Origin of the sequence: Polaribacter dokdonensis (assembly GCF_024362345.1) — a bacterium.
Taxonomy (GTDB): Bacteria; Bacteroidota; Bacteroidia; order Flavobacteriales; family Flavobacteriaceae; genus Polaribacter; species Polaribacter dokdonensis.
In genome coordinates, this window is sequence record NZ_CP101505.1 from 1,266,605 (window position 1) to 1,285,103 (window position 18,499).

The 18,499-nt window shown below is 29.8% G+C and carries 10 protein-coding genes; 1 reads left to right on the forward strand and 9 read right to left on the reverse strand.

What is annotated here, in order from left to right; genetic code table 11:
- A complete protein-coding gene (locus tag LPB302_RS05725) occupies nt 1-1,659 on the forward strand; it encodes an alpha-glucosidase (protein ID WP_053972831.1) in 1,659 nt (552 codons plus the stop codon).
- 6 nt (nt 1,660-1,665) lie between these two features.
- Here the strand turns inward: LPB302_RS05725 and LPB302_RS05730 are convergent, their stop codons facing one another.
- From LPB302_RS05730 to LPB302_RS05770, 9 genes are all read right to left on the reverse strand, one after another.
- Complete coding sequence (locus LPB302_RS05730) at nt 1,666-2,832, reverse strand: MFS transporter (RefSeq protein ID WP_053972832.1); 1,167 nt, start codon at nt 2,830-2,832, stop codon at nt 1,666-1,668.
- 4 nt (nt 2,833-2,836) lie between these two features.
- Nucleotides 2,837-4,870, reverse strand: a complete 2,034-nt coding sequence (locus LPB302_RS05735; protein ID WP_053972833.1) for a kojibiose hydrolase — start codon at nt 4,868-4,870, stop codon at nt 2,837-2,839.
- A gap of 12 nt (nt 4,871-4,882) precedes the next feature.
- Nucleotides 4,883-5,875, reverse strand: coding sequence for a cellulase family glycosylhydrolase (locus tag LPB302_RS05740; protein WP_053972834.1), 993 nt, complete (start codon nt 5,873-5,875; stop codon nt 4,883-4,885).
- Between the two features lie 57 nt (nt 5,876-5,932).
- A complete protein-coding gene (locus LPB302_RS05745; RefSeq protein WP_053972835.1) occupies nt 5,933-7,792 on the reverse strand; it encodes an alpha,alpha-trehalase in 1,860 nt (619 codons plus the stop codon).
- Nucleotides 7,789-9,018, reverse strand: a complete 1,230-nt coding sequence (locus LPB302_RS05750; protein ID WP_053972836.1) for an MFS transporter — start codon at nt 9,016-9,018, stop codon at nt 7,789-7,791. The genes LPB302_RS05745 and LPB302_RS05750 overlap by 4 nt, the downstream gene beginning before the upstream one ends.
- A gap of 14 nt (nt 9,019-9,032) precedes the next feature.
- Nucleotides 9,033-10,367, reverse strand: a complete 1,335-nt coding sequence (locus LPB302_RS05755; protein WP_053972837.1) for an MFS transporter — start codon at nt 10,365-10,367, stop codon at nt 9,033-9,035.
- Between the two features lie 297 nt (nt 10,368-10,664).
- Nucleotides 10,665-12,011 carry a vanadium-dependent haloperoxidase gene (locus tag LPB302_RS05760; RefSeq protein ID WP_053972838.1) on the reverse strand — a complete coding sequence of 449 codons (1,347 nt, stop codon included), beginning with the start codon at nt 12,009-12,011 and terminating at the stop codon, nt 10,665-10,667.
- A 12-nt stretch (nt 12,012-12,023) separates the two neighbouring features.
- Nucleotides 12,024-15,248: a VCBS repeat-containing protein gene (locus LPB302_RS05765; protein WP_053972839.1), complete on the reverse strand. Its 3,225-nt coding sequence runs from the start codon at nt 15,246-15,248 to the stop codon at nt 12,024-12,026.
- 2 nt (nt 15,249-15,250) lie between these two features.
- Entirely contained in the window at nt 15,251-18,496 is a 3,246-nt protein-coding gene (locus LPB302_RS05770; RefSeq protein WP_053975249.1) for a VCBS repeat-containing protein, read from the reverse strand.
- Between the last annotated feature and the right edge of the window lie 3 nt (nt 18,497-18,499).

The following is an 18,499-nucleotide window of genomic DNA, read 5'->3' on the forward strand; positions in this document are numbered from 1 at the left end:
ATGAAAAAAACATGGTGGAAAGAAGGTATCGTTTATCAAATTTACCCAAGATCTTATAAAGATATAACTGGAAATGGTATAGGTGATATTCTAGGAATTATAGAAAAATTAGATTATATAAAATCTTTAGGTGTAGATATTATTTGGCTATGTCCTGTTTATGAATCTCCTAATGATGATAATGGTTATGATATTTCAGATTATAGAAATATTTCTGATGAGTTTGGTGGTAATGCAGCTTTTGATTTACTCTTATCTGAAATGCATAAAAGAGGCCTAAAATTACTTATGGACTTGGTTTTAAATCATAGTTCAGATGAACATGAATGGTTTAAAGAATCTAGAAAATCTAAAGTTAATCCTTATCGTGATTATTATTTTTGGCAAGAAGCAAAAAATGGTAAAGCACCTAACAATTGGAAATCTTTTTTTAGTGGTTCAGTTTGGAAAAAAGACGAAATTACTGATGAGTACTTTTTACACTTATTTACAAAAAAACAGCCTGACTTAAATTGGGAAAACCCAAAAGTGAGAGAAGAAATTCACGATATTGTAGAGTTTTGGTGTAAAAAAGGTGTTGATGGTTTTAGAATGGATGTGATATCATTAATCTCTAAACAAACTGATTTTCCTGACAGTCATGTACCAAATGATTATGGAGAAACTATAAAAACATATTATGCCAATGGCCCAAAAATTCATCAATATTTGAATGAATTGAACCAAAAAGTATTGTCTAAATATGATATTATGACTGTTGGTGAAGGCCCAGGAATCGATTTAGAAACAGGTTTAGATTACGTTCATGAAGATAGAGATGAGTTAAATATGATTTTCCATTTTGGTCACATGTTTATCGATAATGGAATTGGAGGTAAATATGACCCTATTGAGGTTTCTTTACCTATGTTTAAAAAAGTCTTTAATGATTGGGATGACAAAATTTACCCAAAAGGTTGGGGAAGTATATTTTTAGGAAATCATGATTTTTCTAGAATGGTTTCACGATTTGGAAACACAGAAAAATATCATAATAAATCAGCAAAACTTTTAGCTCTCTTATTATTTACAATGAGAGGTACAGTTTATGTTTATCAAGGTGATGAAATTGGAATGACCAATGTTGCTTATCCTGATATTAGTTATTACAATGATGTAGAAACTTTAAATAGTTATAAGGAAGCTTTAGCACAAGGTAAAGATATGGATGCTTTTCTAAAACTAGTGCACATGCAAAGTAGAGATAATGCAAGAACACCTATGCAATGGAATTCTTCAAAAAATGCTGGATTTTCAGAAGCTAAACCTTGGTTAGAAGTAAATTCTAATTACAAAAGCATAAATGTAGAAGCACAAGAAAAAAATGAAGATTCTATTTTACATTTTTATAGAAAAATGAGTGCTTTTCGTAAAGCAAATAAAGTAATGGTTTATGGAAATTATAAGTGTTTAAATGAAGATGACCCTCATTTGTACTTCTATAAAAGGTATGATGATAAGGAAACCTATATTATTCTTTTAAACTTTTGTAACGATACTCAAAAAATTGATAATCAAACATTTGATATAAACAACACAACACTTTGTTTATCAAATTACGCTGATAATTCTAACGAATATCTAAATCCTTGGGAAGCTCAGGTTCGTAAATATCTATGAAATTAGTTATTTAGTTCTAGTTTTAAACATCAAATTAATTGTGATTAAAGCAACAATTACTGTTAGTAGTAATAGTGTTAAAAAACTTATTTTTAAATTAAAGGTGTTTGAGATATAACCCAAAACTACTGGCCCTAAAAGAAAGCCACCAAAACCAATACCTGATACCATAGAAATACCTACAGACGCTTTTACACCTTCTATTTTACCTGCTATTCTAAAAACTTCTGGTATTATTACTGAGAGGCCTAAACCAATTACTCCAAAACCTATAGAAGTAATTATAAAATTTGTGGTTAATACACAACAATAACCTAAAATTGCGAAAACACTACCCAAAAAAATTATTTTAATAGACCCAATTTTTGCGCTTATTCCATCACCAAAAAATCGTCCAATGGTCATCATTATAGAAAATACTAGAAAGCCAATACCTGATAAAGTAGTGTTCTTAATATTTACAATTTCTAACAAATAAATACTGCTCCAATGTTCTATTGCACCTTCACTGCTCATAATTACCAAAGCAATTAAAGCTACAGGAATAACAGGTTTTAGTACTTTAAATGAAAAGCTATTTCCTTCTTTCTTTTCTATAGATTCGTTGATATGAAAATAATTTTTAAATAATAATAAGTTAACTACAATTATGGCTGCTGCTATTAAAACCATATGATAAAAAGGAATTGATATTACTCCTATTAACAAACTACCTATAGAAGCACCTATTACACCACCTAAACTGAAAAAACCATGTGCAGAAGACATAATATTAATTGTATCTCTTTTCTCTATTTCAGAAACTAAAGCATTCATGGCTATATCTGTAACTCCAGAAAATATACCTACTATAAAAAGAGAAAAACATAGTGTTATATAACTATTAACAAAAACAGGTAAAGTAAAAGCTAAGGAGAAAATAACAATTCCTAAAAAAGTTAATTTACCAAGTCCTACTTTTTTTATTAATAAGGGTACTATTGGTAAAAAACTAATAATACCTAAGGCTACACAGAATAACGCAAATCCTATTTGGGCATCATTTAAGCCTAAATTAGCTTTTACATTAGGTATATAAAGCACCCAAGTACCAATCATTATATTTAGTGAACAGAAAACCCAAACTACTGAGAAATATCGTTTATTGGTTAGAATGAGTTTTAAAGAATTCATTGGTCTATTTATTAATTGTAATTGTTTTTTCGTTTATTCCTACCCCTTTTAGAGTTAGAGAATTCCAATTTTTAGGCAGTTTCACTTTCAACTCTTCAACTCCATTTTCTGTAATATCTAAACCTCCTAAACCAAATAAAACCGATTGTAACATACCTCCTGCTCCTGTAGCAAAATAAGGATTTGTACCTCCAGCAGTTTCTGCTAAAACACCAAAAGGAGCTAACTCATTTGGCTGATAACTTTTCTCAAACAAGCTATATGACTTTTTTATATCACCTAATCTAGCATACAACACAGATAAAATTGCATTACCCATTGCTGGGCCTGTTTTAGAAAGTTTAGGCTCATAATATTCTAAATCTTTTAAGATATTTTCTCTGTCAGTTACAACTTTTAAAGGATAAGAAAGCAAATTTACATCTGCTTGTTTTATAATAACTCCATCATAAGTAGCATTTTCTTTGGTTGTGCCATCAGCAAATTTTAAAATTGGAATGTTTTTAGCTACATGTCTCCAATCTTTATTTGGCTCTTTACCTAAAGCTTCAGCTGCTTTGGATGCATATTCTAAAACAGTTTTTACCATTCCATTTGTAAAGGCATTATTATCTATATTTTCTTCCCATTCATTTGCGCCAATTACATTTTTAATTTCATAATTGTTAGGTGCAGTTCTTTCTACTCTACTAATCCAAAAATCAGCAACTTCTTTTAAAACAGGATAACCTCTTGAGACCAACCATTCTTTATCTTTTGTTACTTGATAATATTTATAAAAAGCCCAACCTACAGTTGCTGTTATATGTTGTTGAAACGGACCTGTTAATGCCCAAACTGGAGTATCTTCAGAGCCATCTTCTGCAGATTCCCAAGGAAACATAGCACCATCATAACCATGTGCAAATGCATTGTCTTTAGCTGCTTGCAATCTTTCAAATCTATATTCTAATAGCGATTTTGCGATTTCTGGTTGTAAGACTAATAATGGAGGAAACATCCACAATTCTGTATCCCAAAAAACATGACCATTATAACCTAAACCAGATAAACCCATAGGTGATAAAGAATATGCAGTACCTTTTCTAGCAAAGCTATATAAGTGATATAATGCAGATCTTACTGCTTTCTGTGATCTTAAATCTCCGCTAATTTCAATATCGCTTTTCCATAATTCTTGCCAAGCTTTTTCATGCGCTTTTTCTAAACGATTTATTCCTTCTAATCTTGCAAAAATTGTTAACCTTTCTACTTCATTATGAGGATCATTATTATGCACAGATGACATGCTACTACCCACTAAAGCAAATCTATACGTTTCTCCTGCTTTTAATTTTTTCTTAAACTTCATTAAGTGCATATTATAATCCCAATCTTCATGAATAATTTTTGGTTCATTACCATGATTTTCTGGAAAAATAAAAGAAGTTGAAGTTGCTACCTTTTTTCTACCTGGACTGAAAGCCACAGAAGACATTAAAGGAATTAGCACATGAGGTCTATCTATTTCTGCATATAAATTTCTAACATCTTGTAAATGATCTGGAGCTGAAATAAAATTTATTGGCACTATTTCAACATCCTTTTTGGCTGTAATTTCAACAATACCCATAGAATTAAAGGGTAAATTTCTTAAAGACATCATCTCTTGTTTAACGCTAATTTTATCACCAACCTTAAAAGTAGTAATCAATTTAGCTGTTTGCATGTCTAAGGTTTGTTTATAGTCTGAAATTGTATTTTTTGAAATACGATTACCATCTACCTCTAAATGCATATTCATATGACTAAAAGTCTTAAGAATATTACTTACTCTACCTCTTTGATAATAATCATACACACCATTTAATATAACTTCATTCACCTTTAATGGTTCAGGAGATGAAACCATACCAACCATACCATTTGCTACTGTAATTCCATAGTAATTATTGGCATCAATATTTTTACCTACAATGTGCCAAGGAGATTTATCTAAATCTTGAGATTGTAGAAAAGAACAACATAAAATACTTAGGATGTAAAATTTTAGTTTCATGATTTATTGATTTTATTTTTTGGGATTTCGTTCTTTTAAAGCAAGGCTTCTATATGAACTGCCCCAATTGTTATTGTTTACATTATTTGGATTACCATCTTTGGTTAAAAGTGCATCTTGATCATTTTCATCATATTTCCAAAGCCAAGCTGCTAATGAAATGCCAGAATCACTCAATAAATCTAACAAAGGATTGGGATTCATTAAAACACCTGAATTTACAGGAGCAATTTCACCAAAAAATACAGGTAAGTTTTTATTTTCTAAGACAGATAGTCTTTGAGACATATTGTCTTCTGAATCTATCAACCATTTTTCGTAGGCATGAATATCAAACAAAACATTAGTTTTTCCATTTAAAAAGGAGCTACCTACATTTATTAATACACTTTCATCTTGACCTTGTTCTGCACAAGGAATTAGAATTATACTAGAGGTTTTATTTCTTACAATTTGATATAGTGTTGTCATATCACTCAACCAAATATCATCTGTATAACCATCTGCTCTGTCAAAACGATATGGCTCGTTCCAAACTTCTATCCAAACATCATCTTGATCTTTAAAAGTTTCTGCCCATAATTCTAATTGATTTATAAAATCAGAATAAAAAAATGTTTCTGTTGGTTTTTTACCTGTAAATAAATTCTCTGTTGTTCCATCCCATCCAAAAGGACATAAAATAGTGATAAGATTATTTGCTCTATTTTCTGCTACAATAGCTTCTAAAGAATGTAACCATTGATTGTTTGAGTCTAAAATGGGTGTTCCAGAAACAGGGTTTTCTTTTACATTACCTACAAATTCTCTGGTAATATCTAAATTCCAATTAATCAAATCTTGACTACCTACTCCAAAACTTTGTAAAGTATTTGCTCCTATTAATTGAATTGGATTGGCATTGTACGTAATTTTATTATCAATAATATTATATCCTTTAACTTCTACTGCATTACTAATGTCACTATTACTACAAGCATATATACTCAATGAAATACAAACCATCAAAAAGAGGTTTTTCAAAAATTTATATGCTTTTGATAATGTCATTTAAGGATTTAATTATTCGCTTTTAAAAAGTTTATTTGGTGCCACCAAATTATTTAAGGATGCAATATTATTTTCAGAAAGTAAAGTTAACCCATACTGAAATGAAGCATTCATCCACCCAAAACCTTCTTGAGTAATGTATTCAAAATCGGTACCTACATTTCCATACTCTGCAAATACTTTATGGGTTGCAGCAACCACATCATATTTTTCAGGAATTGTACCATTATAATTTACGGCATTAATTGTAATCATATACAACCATCTATATACCAATTCTTGCAATTCATTTTGAAACCCATGCAATTTTAAGCCTTTCCAAATCATCATTTGATGAGGAGCCCAACCATTAGGATAATCCCACTGACGTTGAATGGCATCTTTTGGCAAATTAGCATTCATGTTTCTTGAAGTACCTGCAATACCACCTTCTTCTTTAAGCTGATTCATTAAAGAAGTTACCATTATTTTTGCATCGTTTTTATGTATTCCTGTCCAAAGAGGAATATAATTAGAAGCACTTTCGAAAAGAGTTTGCTTTTCAGTCTTAAAATTATAATCAAAAAACTGTCCTTTTTCTTGATTCCACATTAAAGAATACATTTTTTCTAATCTCTGATTGGCTTTGTTTTGCCATTGATTAGAAGAGTAATCTTCAAATATATTATTGAAGTGTGCTTTTATGATTTGTGCAAAATCTGTTTCGTATTTGTGTAATAAACTATTTAACGCAACTGTATTTAAATCAGCACAAACGTCATCTAACCTCCAAGAAGTATCATGCCCTGATTCACGCAAACTCCTGTCATGTGTAAAATACGCATCTAACTTTGGTTCTTTAATTGTATTAGATTGATACTGGGCTACAAAATCATCTAAACTAAGTTTATGCTTTTTAGCATAACTGGCTAAAACTTCATCAAAATGACCTCTTTCTGTTTCTGGAGGTATGCCTATTCCTTCTGCAAAATATCTGTTTAAGCCATTTTCTGTTAAACGCTTTCCTTCTACCATCCAAACCGTTTCGTATTCTTTAATAGCAGTTTTTAAATGGCTTTTTAACCAATTTAAATCTTGAGTAATTTCGAATACCTCTAGAATAATACTTGTATAAAAAGGAGGCTGAGTTCTGGTTAAATAATAGCTTCTATTTGCATTTAATATTTTGCCATAATTTTCGATTTGATATTGAAAATTATCGGCCATTGCTTTTGCTAAATTAACTTTACCATCGCAAATTAAACCTACAGCTTCAAAATAACTATCCCAACCATACATTTCATTAAATCTACCTCCTGGAACCACAAAGGGTACTGCTTTTATATCATTCCTATTTTTCTCTAATTTTAAACTAAGAATACCTGGTTTATCATTAATAGATTTTACAAATTCAGGAGTAATATTAACAGGCAATTTTACTGTATTAATGGGTAATTTATTTTCTAAATTCTTATAATAAGAAAATGCTATTTTATCTGAGTATGGAATGTAGACTGGTAATATTTTAGATGTAAGTTCATCATTCTTGGTATCTGCTATTAATGCTTCAATACCTTGTTCATCCATACTTCTTGTAAGCCCTTTCCAATAGAAATCTTTAATCATTCTAGAAATTCTATTGGCAGGCAACTCATTTATATTGTTATAATTTATTTCTGCAATAGTTTTACCTAGTTGTTTTTGAATTACTAATTCTTGCAACAAATTCGATAACTGGTAAGTTCCTTTAATTTCCACCTCTTTATCTTCTTCAGTAGTTAAGGTAAAAGATTTTGGGCCTTGATCTTCTATGGTGATTTTTTTATCTCCATCTGTATCTTCTTGCCTTAGTAATTTAGTAAGTGTATTTAAAATATGTATTTTAAAAATCATTCAGAAACCGCTATTTCTCTTTTAGACATTTTATCTATTAATAACACAAAAATGATGAGAAGAATCATAGGAATTAATAAAAAGTAAAATGCATTTGCACCACCTACACTTTCAAATAATTCACCCACAACTCTAGAACCAATTGTACCTCCTAAAGCAGAAAAAATGATAATTAATCCAGACATTGAAGAGTGCAGTCTTTTTGGTAAAGAACTTAAAACTGTTGAATTTAAAAGCGGGTAAATTGGGGCAATAAACAAACCTATTAAAGGTAAAATAAAACCTAATGTTGGAACATCACTTATAGATGTAATTTCAACAAGATCTACACTTTCTTTTAATTGTGGTAACACAAATAATAAGATTGCTCCAGAAATTACTATACAGATTATTACCAATAAAACCCAAGATATTCTTTTGGTTAAGTAGCCAGCCACAAAACGTCCTAATGCTAAAGAAAGTGCAAAAATAATAGCCATTTGTACACTTAATTTTTCTGAGAAAAAGAAAATTTTCTCATTAAAACGTGGCAGCCAAGTCATGATTCCTTGTTCTATCATAACAAATAAAAATGCAGAAATGATAAAAACCAAAACAAGTGGTACTATCATCAACTTAGCAGATGCTTGTAAATCTTCTTTTAGACTATTGCCTGTAGCTTCAACTGTATATTCTACTTTTGAAAAGAACAGGAATAGAAAAGATATTAAAATCAAAAAACATAAAACATAGTAAACGTTTAACCAGCTATTTGGATCGTCTGAATAAAAGAAAGGAAATAGAATATAAGCCAAAGCTATACCTACCATAAAAAAACCCTCTATAGAGCTCATTAAAGATGAATGCTCCTCTTTGGATTCTGTAACTAAACCAATTAAGGAATACACAGATAGTTTGATGAGTGCAAAACTTACACCTATAGATAAGAATAAAACTTTGGTATACACAAAAGAATTCCCAAAAACCATAACCAAACATCCAAAGAAAACAATGGCTAAGGCTGTTAACATTGCTTTTTTATAACCAAATCTTGGTAAAAATGATGCTATAAAAAAAGAGACAATTGCAATTGGCAAATCTTTAAAAGCCTCTAAAAGGGAAGCCTGAGATTCTGAAACTCCATAAACATTAATTGATTTTGCTATTACAATACCAACACTATTTAAAAGAATTGCAAAGACAAAATAATTTAAATAGATAGAAATTTTAATTCCAAGGTTCTTCATAGATTAAATTTTAATTAATCGTTTGCAACTTCTACATCAGTATCAATAGCTGTTTTAGGAACATTTAAACGACTTGCTAAGAAAGCAGAAATTGCAAAGAAAACACCTGCAAATAACATAGCGTTTATAGCATTATCTCCTAAAATATATTTATAAATTGGTCCAAAACTTAATGTTTGAATAAACATTGGTATTACAATCATCATATTTAAAATACCCATATAAACACCTCTTCTATCTTGAGGAACAATTTTGGAAACCATTGTATAAGGAATACCCATCATTGCAGCCCAACCAATACCAAATAAAACCATAGGAATTAGCACTAAAGTTGGATCTGAAATATATGGAATTGCAAAAAGAGCAACAGCTGTCCCTAATAGGCTTAAAGCATATATTTTTTTACCTCCAAATTTTAATGTTAAAGGCACCAATGCCAATGCTACTAACATTGTAACTGTATTGTAAGTTAAACTCATTTTTGCTGCTTGAGAAGCTGCCTCTGATGTAGTGTACCCTAAAGTTTTTTTGAACAAAGGTGTTGTAAATTGCCAATAAATGAATAATGCATACCATTGAAATAAATATACTCCACCAATTTTCCACATAAACTTTGGCATCTCTTTTACAGCATCTATAATTTCTGTAAAAGGCTGTGTAATTCTCTGACTAAAAGGTAAACTTTTAATTTTATTAATTTCTTCTAACTCTTCATCTGCTGGAGGAATTTCTGGTGTTTTAAAAACTGAATATAAAATGGTAGTTAACGATAAAAATGCTCCAATAAAAAAAGAATAGTAAAGCCATTGAGGAATGGTACCTGTTTCTTCTACAGATTCACCTCCAAACCAATATTGAAATAAAACAATAGATCCGTTTGCTAATAAAATTCCTGCACCTACAAATAAACTTTGCATTTGATACCCTAAACTCAATTGTTTTTCTGGCAATTTATCACCTACAAAAGCTCTATAAGGCTCCATAGCCATGTTGTTACCAACATCTAAAATCCATAATAAACCAACAGCAAACCATAGCACAGGACTATGAGGAAAAGCAAATAAACAGACACTACCTAACAATGCTCCAATTAAAAAGTAAGGTTTTCTTCTTCCCCATCTTTTAGACCATGTTTTATCTGACATTGCACCAATAATTGGTTGTACAATTAAGCCTGTTACAGGACCTGCAATATTTAAAATTGGTAGCATATCTTCAGGAGCTCCTAGATATAAAAATATAGGATTAATTGCGGTTTGCTGCAATCCAAAACTATATTGAATTCCTAAGAATCCAACATTCATATTAAAAATTTGCCAAAAGGATAATTTCGGTTTGCTTAGTTTCATGTTTTAGTTTTTAATCTTGACAATTACAGTTTGATAAGGTTTTTAAATTTACCTTATTATTTTTAATTACAAGTGAATTTTAAAGATTGATTGACACCCTTTCTATTAGCAATCTATTTAATAATTTTTATAAATAAGAAATATTTAAAAATAAAATTAAGTTGCAACACCGAAAACGATTTAGGCCATTTATATATGGACCTAGATAAGTCTAAAAAAATTTAATTAATACTTATTAAAAAAGGTCTTACTCTTTTTACAGAATAAGACCTTCTAAAAATTATAATTTCTTAAAAATTAATTTGTAGCTGCTAATTTTTGAGTAATAAAAGCACCTACATTTCTACCTTGTTCCACACCCACTTCTACTGCTGCTCTGTAATGAATACCTCCATACATTCTGCTAATTGCGGCTTCATCTGCAGCATCTGAAAAAGAATCAAAACTTCTAACAGGTAAGCCAAAAGGCACTTCTGTATCATCATCAAAAGCAAAGTTATCTCCAAAAATTGAGGTTAAAACCGTTGATGCTGCTCCTGAAACAACAGAGTGACCACTTGTATATTCTGGAAAAGGTGGTGTCTGTAAAATTGGCACCCAATCTTGATCTATATTTTGATTGATTAACGTTTCTGGACGAATTAAGTTACTTCTATATTTTTCATCCCAACAACTAATAAAAGCATCTGCAATAGCTAAAGAAGTTTTAGTATATGCATTTACAGTTTCCATAAAATTAGCATCGGTTTTTTTAGCTGCTATTTTAACAATTCCAATCCAATGAGCTCCTGGAGAAATTTTCTTAGTAGCAAACATAAAATGACCTCTAGTTACAGACACAAAAGGATTACAATCCCAAAACTGTGCAATTGCTATTTCTTCTGAGGTATCACCCTCTTTGGTAATTTCTTCACTAATGGTATACACTTCTAATAACTCCTTATAAAAATCAGAATCTTTATCTAAAGAAAATTCTGGTGGTGGAATTGGTTTAAACTGATCTGCAGTTTCTAAAAGAAAAGGTCTAATCTTACTCCAATGAGGCTCTATACCTTCCATATAAGCAGGAGGTGTTGGTTGCCAACGAGAAGGATCATCTGTATCTACAGTAAACTTTTCCATAGTTCTTGTTTGGTTGTAATTGTCTTTATCCATCCAAGATTTGATATGGTCTACTACTTTTAACGCATAATTTTTAGAAGCTACAAATTCCTCATTGTTGATGTCTTGCCATTTTACAAATAACGAGTCTTTTACAACATCTATTCTATCTTCAGAAAAGACAAGCATTTTACTAACCTCCATATGTGCAATTAAAGCAGACAATTTTAAATTTACAGGTTCAGTTTCACTGGCTTTAGGTATAGCTTTTAAACCTGCAACAGTATTTGACAAGGTTGTATATACACTATCTTTTTGTACCAAAATTTCGTAAGCAGCTACATTTGGGTAAGCAAAAACTCTACTTGCAACTGGAGGAGAAAAAATATCGTGTATCATAATTTGAGATACTTTATCTACTGAAGCATGATAATCTTCTGGAGTGATAACAATAGGTTCATTGCTTGTATTACAGCTATATATAACTGCAATTAAAAATATTAATTTTATCGATTTTAAAACTACTTGTAATGACTTGCTCATAAACATTTACTCTTATTTACTATTTGTAATGAAGGATTGCCCATTATTTGACAGTACTAATAAACTATCTTTTTTAATCGGCATTATTTTTCTACCAAAGAAATTTCTAGGAAGATTTAAAGACTTATTTTCTTTAAAATTACCATCTATAAATAGAAATTGTCCTCCTGAATTTGAACTACTTTTCCCTAATTCTGTTACAAAACCATCAAAATTACCAGTATAAAAAACTTGATTGTCTTTTACGTAAAGATCTTCAATGGTGCTAAATTGAGCTTCTTTAGGAAAAGGAATTTTAGTAAATGATTTACCATCATTTATAAATGCCATAGAACGTAATTCGTATAGATTTTTAGTGGTTAAAATATCTTTTGTTTCTTTTAAATCTAGATCTTCAATAGAATTTACCTCTGCAAAAGTAATATATTTTAAAAACTTTTTCTTGATTATTGGTAGCTGTTGAATCAGTTTTTCTTTTGTTGCAAATGGTACATTTGTACCAAAATAATTGTAAAAAATGATAGGGTCTATTTTGTAGTTTTTATCAAAATCATCTACGTACATCTTAACAGGTTTTTCAACACTAGCTTTCCATTTAAAGTTAAGCCCAATGTTGCCTGCTAAAATATCTAAGTTACCATCATTATTAATATCTTCTAATGCAATTGCATTCCACATACCATTTGTGTTATTCAACCCAAATTCTTTAGTTTTATTTTCAAGATTTCCTTCTTTATTGATTGAAAGTATAGTAATTGGCATCCAATCTCCTGCAAGGATTAATTCTACAAGCCCATCATTATTTAAGTCAGCCCATTTGCTGTCTGTAATCATTCCAAATCTTTTCTTAAACTGAATTTCAAAATTGGTGTTTCCAGTATTTTTAAGAATATAGCTAAAAGGTGATAAACCATAAGCATTTGGAATAGATCTACTACCAATAAAAAGATCTAACATACCATCATTATTAAAGTCATAACAAGACACAGAACCACCATTTGTAGCTAAAAGTGTAGCATTTAGTTTGGTAAAATTAGCTTTACCATCATTTATATAAACACGATCTTCTAATAGAGGATCTCCTTCTTCATAATCACTACCACCACTTAAAGCATAAATATCTAAGTCGTTATCATTATCAATATCAAAAGCAATTGCATCTACATCTTCATACATGCTATCTTCTTTAAAAATTTCTAATTTTTTCTTTGAAAATTTGCCTTGATTATTTTGCATGAATAAAGCTGGTTCTTGATTTCTTGCTCCCCCAATAAAAATATCTTGCAAACCATCTCCATTAAAATCTGCTTGCACATAAGATGGACCTTCTGTTGACAGTTTCTCTGGAATTAAACCTTCTTTTTCATAATCTAAAAAAGTATTTTCTTTGTGTTGATAATTAAACTCTTTCAGCTCTTTCTTAGTCTTATTTGTGTAAGTGTAAAGAGAGGTTTGCTCTTTAGTTATAGTATTTTCTTGGTTTATTGCTAACTCTTTTACAACCTTGCTTGTATTGTCAATCCAAATAATTTGAAGCGAATCTACTATTGAAGCATTTGCTAGACCAAAATGCACTTTTCGAGTAGAACTAGATAAAAATCCTTTAACCGTATTTTGCTCTTTATAATAAGTTTTACCTTCCGCAAATAGATAAATTTTAGCTCCATTTGTGTTTATACCTTTATTATCATCAAAAATATTGAGTGTAATAAAGTTTTTATTTTTTGTTTTATTCTCAAGGATGCTTGCTGTTTCATTAATGTTATTTACAACAATGTCCAAATCTCCATCTAAATCTAAATCTGAATATGCAGCTCCATTAGAATATGTTTTTGAATAGTTTTGATTGGTTTTCTCGAATTTTAAATCACCATTATTTTGAAATAATACATTTTGAAGTTTTAGAGTAGGCATCACCTCTATTAACTTTTGCTCTAAAGTGTCTTGCAATGTTTCTGTGTATTTGGCAAAATCTACATTGCTTATATAGTTGATATAGTCTAAATCATTGGGTCTTTTGTAAATTCCGTTTGTAATGTAAACATCATTGAAACCATCATTATTATAGTCAAAAATTAGAGGAGACCAGCTCCAATCTGTTGCATGTGTACTTGTATATAAAGCAACATCTGTAAACTCATTTCCTTGATTTAGTTGCAAATGATTTCTAGAATATTGTTGTTGAAAACCAAAAGACTTTTTTATTTCATTTACTTTGTCTGAGTCTTCTCCTCCAGATTTTAAGAATACATCAGCTTTATAAGGCATCATGTCTAATGTGATAATATCTGGTTGCGTATCATTATTTAAATCACCTGAATCTACACCCATTGTAAATCTAGAGGTATGATTAAAATATTTTTCACTAGATTCTGTAAAAGTTTTATCGCCATTATTGATGTATAAATAATCATTTTCATGAAAATCATTACCCACATAAATATCTATAAAACCGTCTTTATTTACATCTGATGTTGTTATTGCCAAACCATAACCAAGAGCACTATTGTAGATGCCTGCCTTTTTAGTGACATCCATAAATTTTTGAACTCCTTTTTCTGATTGATTTTCGAATAAAATATCACCTGCTAACACATCACTTTTTTCTCGTAAATCCTTATTACCATAAGAATAAGTAGAATGTACAGAATGATTTAGCAGATACATATCCATGTCTCCATCTTTATCGTAATCAAAAAAAGAAGCTTGAGTAGAAAAGCCTGAAAAATCTAATCCATACTCTTCTGCTTGCTCTTTAAAAGTAGCATCTCCTTGATTGATGTATAATTCATTTTTAGACTGTAAGCTTTTGTATTTACCTACTTTACATACATAAATATCAAGCAAACCATCATTATTAATATCTACCATTGTTACTCCTGTAGACCAAGAATCCTGTTGACTAATGTTACTTTTTAAAGAAATATTTTCGAATTGAAGATTACCTTTATTAAGGTATAACTGATCTGCTTTTTGATTGGCTGTAAAGTAAATATCATCTAAACCATCATTATTTATATCACCTAAAGCAACTCCACCTCCATTATAATAATACAAATATTCAATAATATTTAAATCTCCTTTTGGAGTTAAATCATTAGAAAAACTAACCCCAGAAAGATTAGCTTTAACTTCTTGAAACTGATTTCTATTTAAATTTTCCGATAATTCTTCTGTGTCATTTTTAGAACAACCTATGATTACTAATAACGTTATGAAACTTAATTTTTTAATCATAATTAATATTTATAAACGTTTAATGAATCGTTATTTCTAGAAATGAACAATTGATTTTTAATGACTTGTAAGTCTCTAATTTGCCCATTTACTTTTAAACCTTTTCCTGATTTATGAAATTCAAAATTCAGATTTCCTTTGTTTTCTAAATAAGTTCCAAAAGAAGCATCATACCTGCCAAATTCAGGTTTTACTCCATTTAAATTACCTCCAAGAATTATGTCTTGATCTCCATCTTTATCAAAATCTGAAATAGCGATTGCATATACAGGAGAAAGTTGTGCTTCTAAAGGCAGATTTAAAACATCAAAATTAAAATTACCTTGATTTATTAGTGCTAAAGAATTCAATGTATTTGCCTCTAACTTTGTACTCTCTTTCAATTGTGTTTCTGTAAAAATATCTGAAATTGTTGCATTTTTAAATGATTGATAATCTGGATATTTCTTGCTTAAGTATTTTAATTGATCTACCAAATTATGACGTAAAGCATATGGATACAATTTACCATCTTTACCAGTAAAAGACAAGATAGGATCTAAGAAACCATTTTTATCATAATCATTTACGAACAATTGAATTGGGCTTTCCTTACTTGCCTTAAATCTACTATTTAAACCATGATTACCTAAAACTAAATCTAGATCTCCATCATTATCTAAATCTGCTTTTTCTAAAGTATTCCACCAACCTTTTAAGTTTGATAAAGGATGATTTTCTAACTTAAAAAAAACTCCGTTTTTGTTTTCAAAAACATGAACTCCCATAAACTCACCAATTACCACTAAATCTTCAAAATCATCATTATTAAGGTCGATAAATAATGCATCTGTAATCATTCCTAAATCAGTAAATACTGAAGTATTTGCATTTGAAAAATTTCCTTCACCATCATTTAGCAATAAAAATCCTGAACCTGGCACTCCATAAGAATTAGGTATTGCTCTTTCTCCTACAAAAAGATCTATATCATTATCATTATCTACATCTGCAACTGTAACTGTGCTTGTACTATGATACCCTTGTTGAGTTGGTAATTTTTGATTTGATAAAGTAAAATTTCCTTTACCATCATTCATATATAATTTATCTAAGTAATTAGCGCTAAATTTTGTGGTTTCTATACCTCCACTACAAACGTAAAGATCTAAATCTCCATCTGCATCTGCATCAAACAAAACACTTTCTGCATCTTCTGCTGATCTTTGTAGATTAAATGCTTCAGATTCTTTTTGTACAAAAGAGTTGCCTTTCTTTAAAAATATACTAGAAGCTTTTCCTTTTGAACCACCTATAAAAATATCTTCTTCACCATCATTATTTATGTCTCCAACACTCATTTTAGGGCCTTCTGTACTTCTCATAAATGGCAACAATCTTTCTACATTAAAATCTACATAATTGTTTTCTTTGTGTTTAAAGTCTAAAACCTTATTTACTTTGGTAAATAGTTGATTATTAGCTTTATCTAATTGCTTTGTAATTACTGCATCTTTTTCAAAAAGTGTTATAGTTTGGTCTGCTTGCACATTATTTATGGTAGTAGATTTACCTGAAGGCCAAATTACGTGTAAAGATAAATTTCCTACATTTTGAAACCCAAAATTAGGTCTATTATCCATAGAAGATTGAAAACCTCTTACAGGTTGTTGCTCTAAAAAATAATTTTCATCATCATTTGTGAGTTGCAACTTTGCTCCAATAGCATCTTTGTTTGCACCTTCACCTTTTAGAATGACTTTTACATGATGGGTATTTTCTACATTATTTCTATATACAAATAATGGCATGTTTACATTATTTACAATCAAGTCTAAATCTCCATCATTATCTAAATCTCCATAAGCTGCACCATTAGAAAATCCTTTAGTATCTAAACCATTTTGTTCTAATTCAAATTTTAGGTTTCCTTGATTAATGTAAGCATGATTCTTTACTTTATTAGATGGAATTATATCTATAAGTTTTTTGTAATCTACCTTATCATTTGTAACTATAGATTGTATAATTTCTTGGTTAGACACATATCTCAAGTAATCTTGATCTGTTAAATCTTTGTAAATACCATTTGCAATAAATAGGTCTTTTAAACCATCATTATTCATATCAAAAAAGATAGCACCCCAACTCCAATCTGATGCTTCTACTCCACTAAATCTACCAACTTCATTAAAAGTTAAATCGGTATTATTAAGTTGTAGCATGTTTCTTGTAAACTGATGATAATAATCGTTTTTAAGATTGTATTGGTATTTGTTCCAATCTTCGAAAGTAGTTACTGTTTTTAATCTTTCATATTCACTAGGCAACATTTCTGTTACAAAAATTTCGTTATAACCATCATTATTAATATCTGCAGCATCTGCACCCATAGATGCTCCACTAATTGAATTAATTGATGTTGTTAACTGCTCTTTAAAAGATCCATTTTGTTGATTAATGTATAAGTAATCTCTTTCGAAAAAATCATTAGATATATACATATCTTCCCAACCATCGTTGTTAAAATCACTTACTGTAATACCTAAACCAAAACCAATTACACTTCCATAAATTCCTGCTTGTTCACTAACATCTATGAATTTACCATTTCTGTTTTCGAAAAGTTTATCACCTCCTAAAACATCTCTTTTAGGGCGCTCATTTTTGGTAAGATTAAAACTACCAATTGCTTGATATGAATTGTTTAATAAATAAACATCTAAATCTCCATCTTTATCATAATCAAAAAAAGAAGCATGCGTAGAAAAGCCCAAATCTGCTAAACCATATTCTTCAGCACTTTCTGTAAAAGTTAAATCGCCATTATTTATAAATAATTCATTTTGCTTGTTATCTCCCTTAACATCACCTGAATTACAAACATAAATATCTAAAAAACCATCTGCATTAATATCTACCATAGAAACTCCTGTAGACCATGCTTTTGTACCAATAACTTTAGCATCTTCAGAAATATCTTCGAATTGAAAATCGCCTTTGTTTATGTATAATTTATTGTCTGATAAATTTGAAGTTAAGTATACATCTTGCAAACCATCATTATTAACATCACCAATTGCTACTCCTCCTCCATTATAGAAATTTCGGTATTTATAAACATTAAAATCATTGGTAGATTCTAAGTTATTTGCAAAATCAATTCCTGTCTTTTCTGAGGAGAGTAGTTGGAATTGTGGCAGTTCTTCTTGTTTTTTATCACAAGAGAAAATGATTAACAGCAGAATTAGTGGGAGTTTTCTAAACATTCT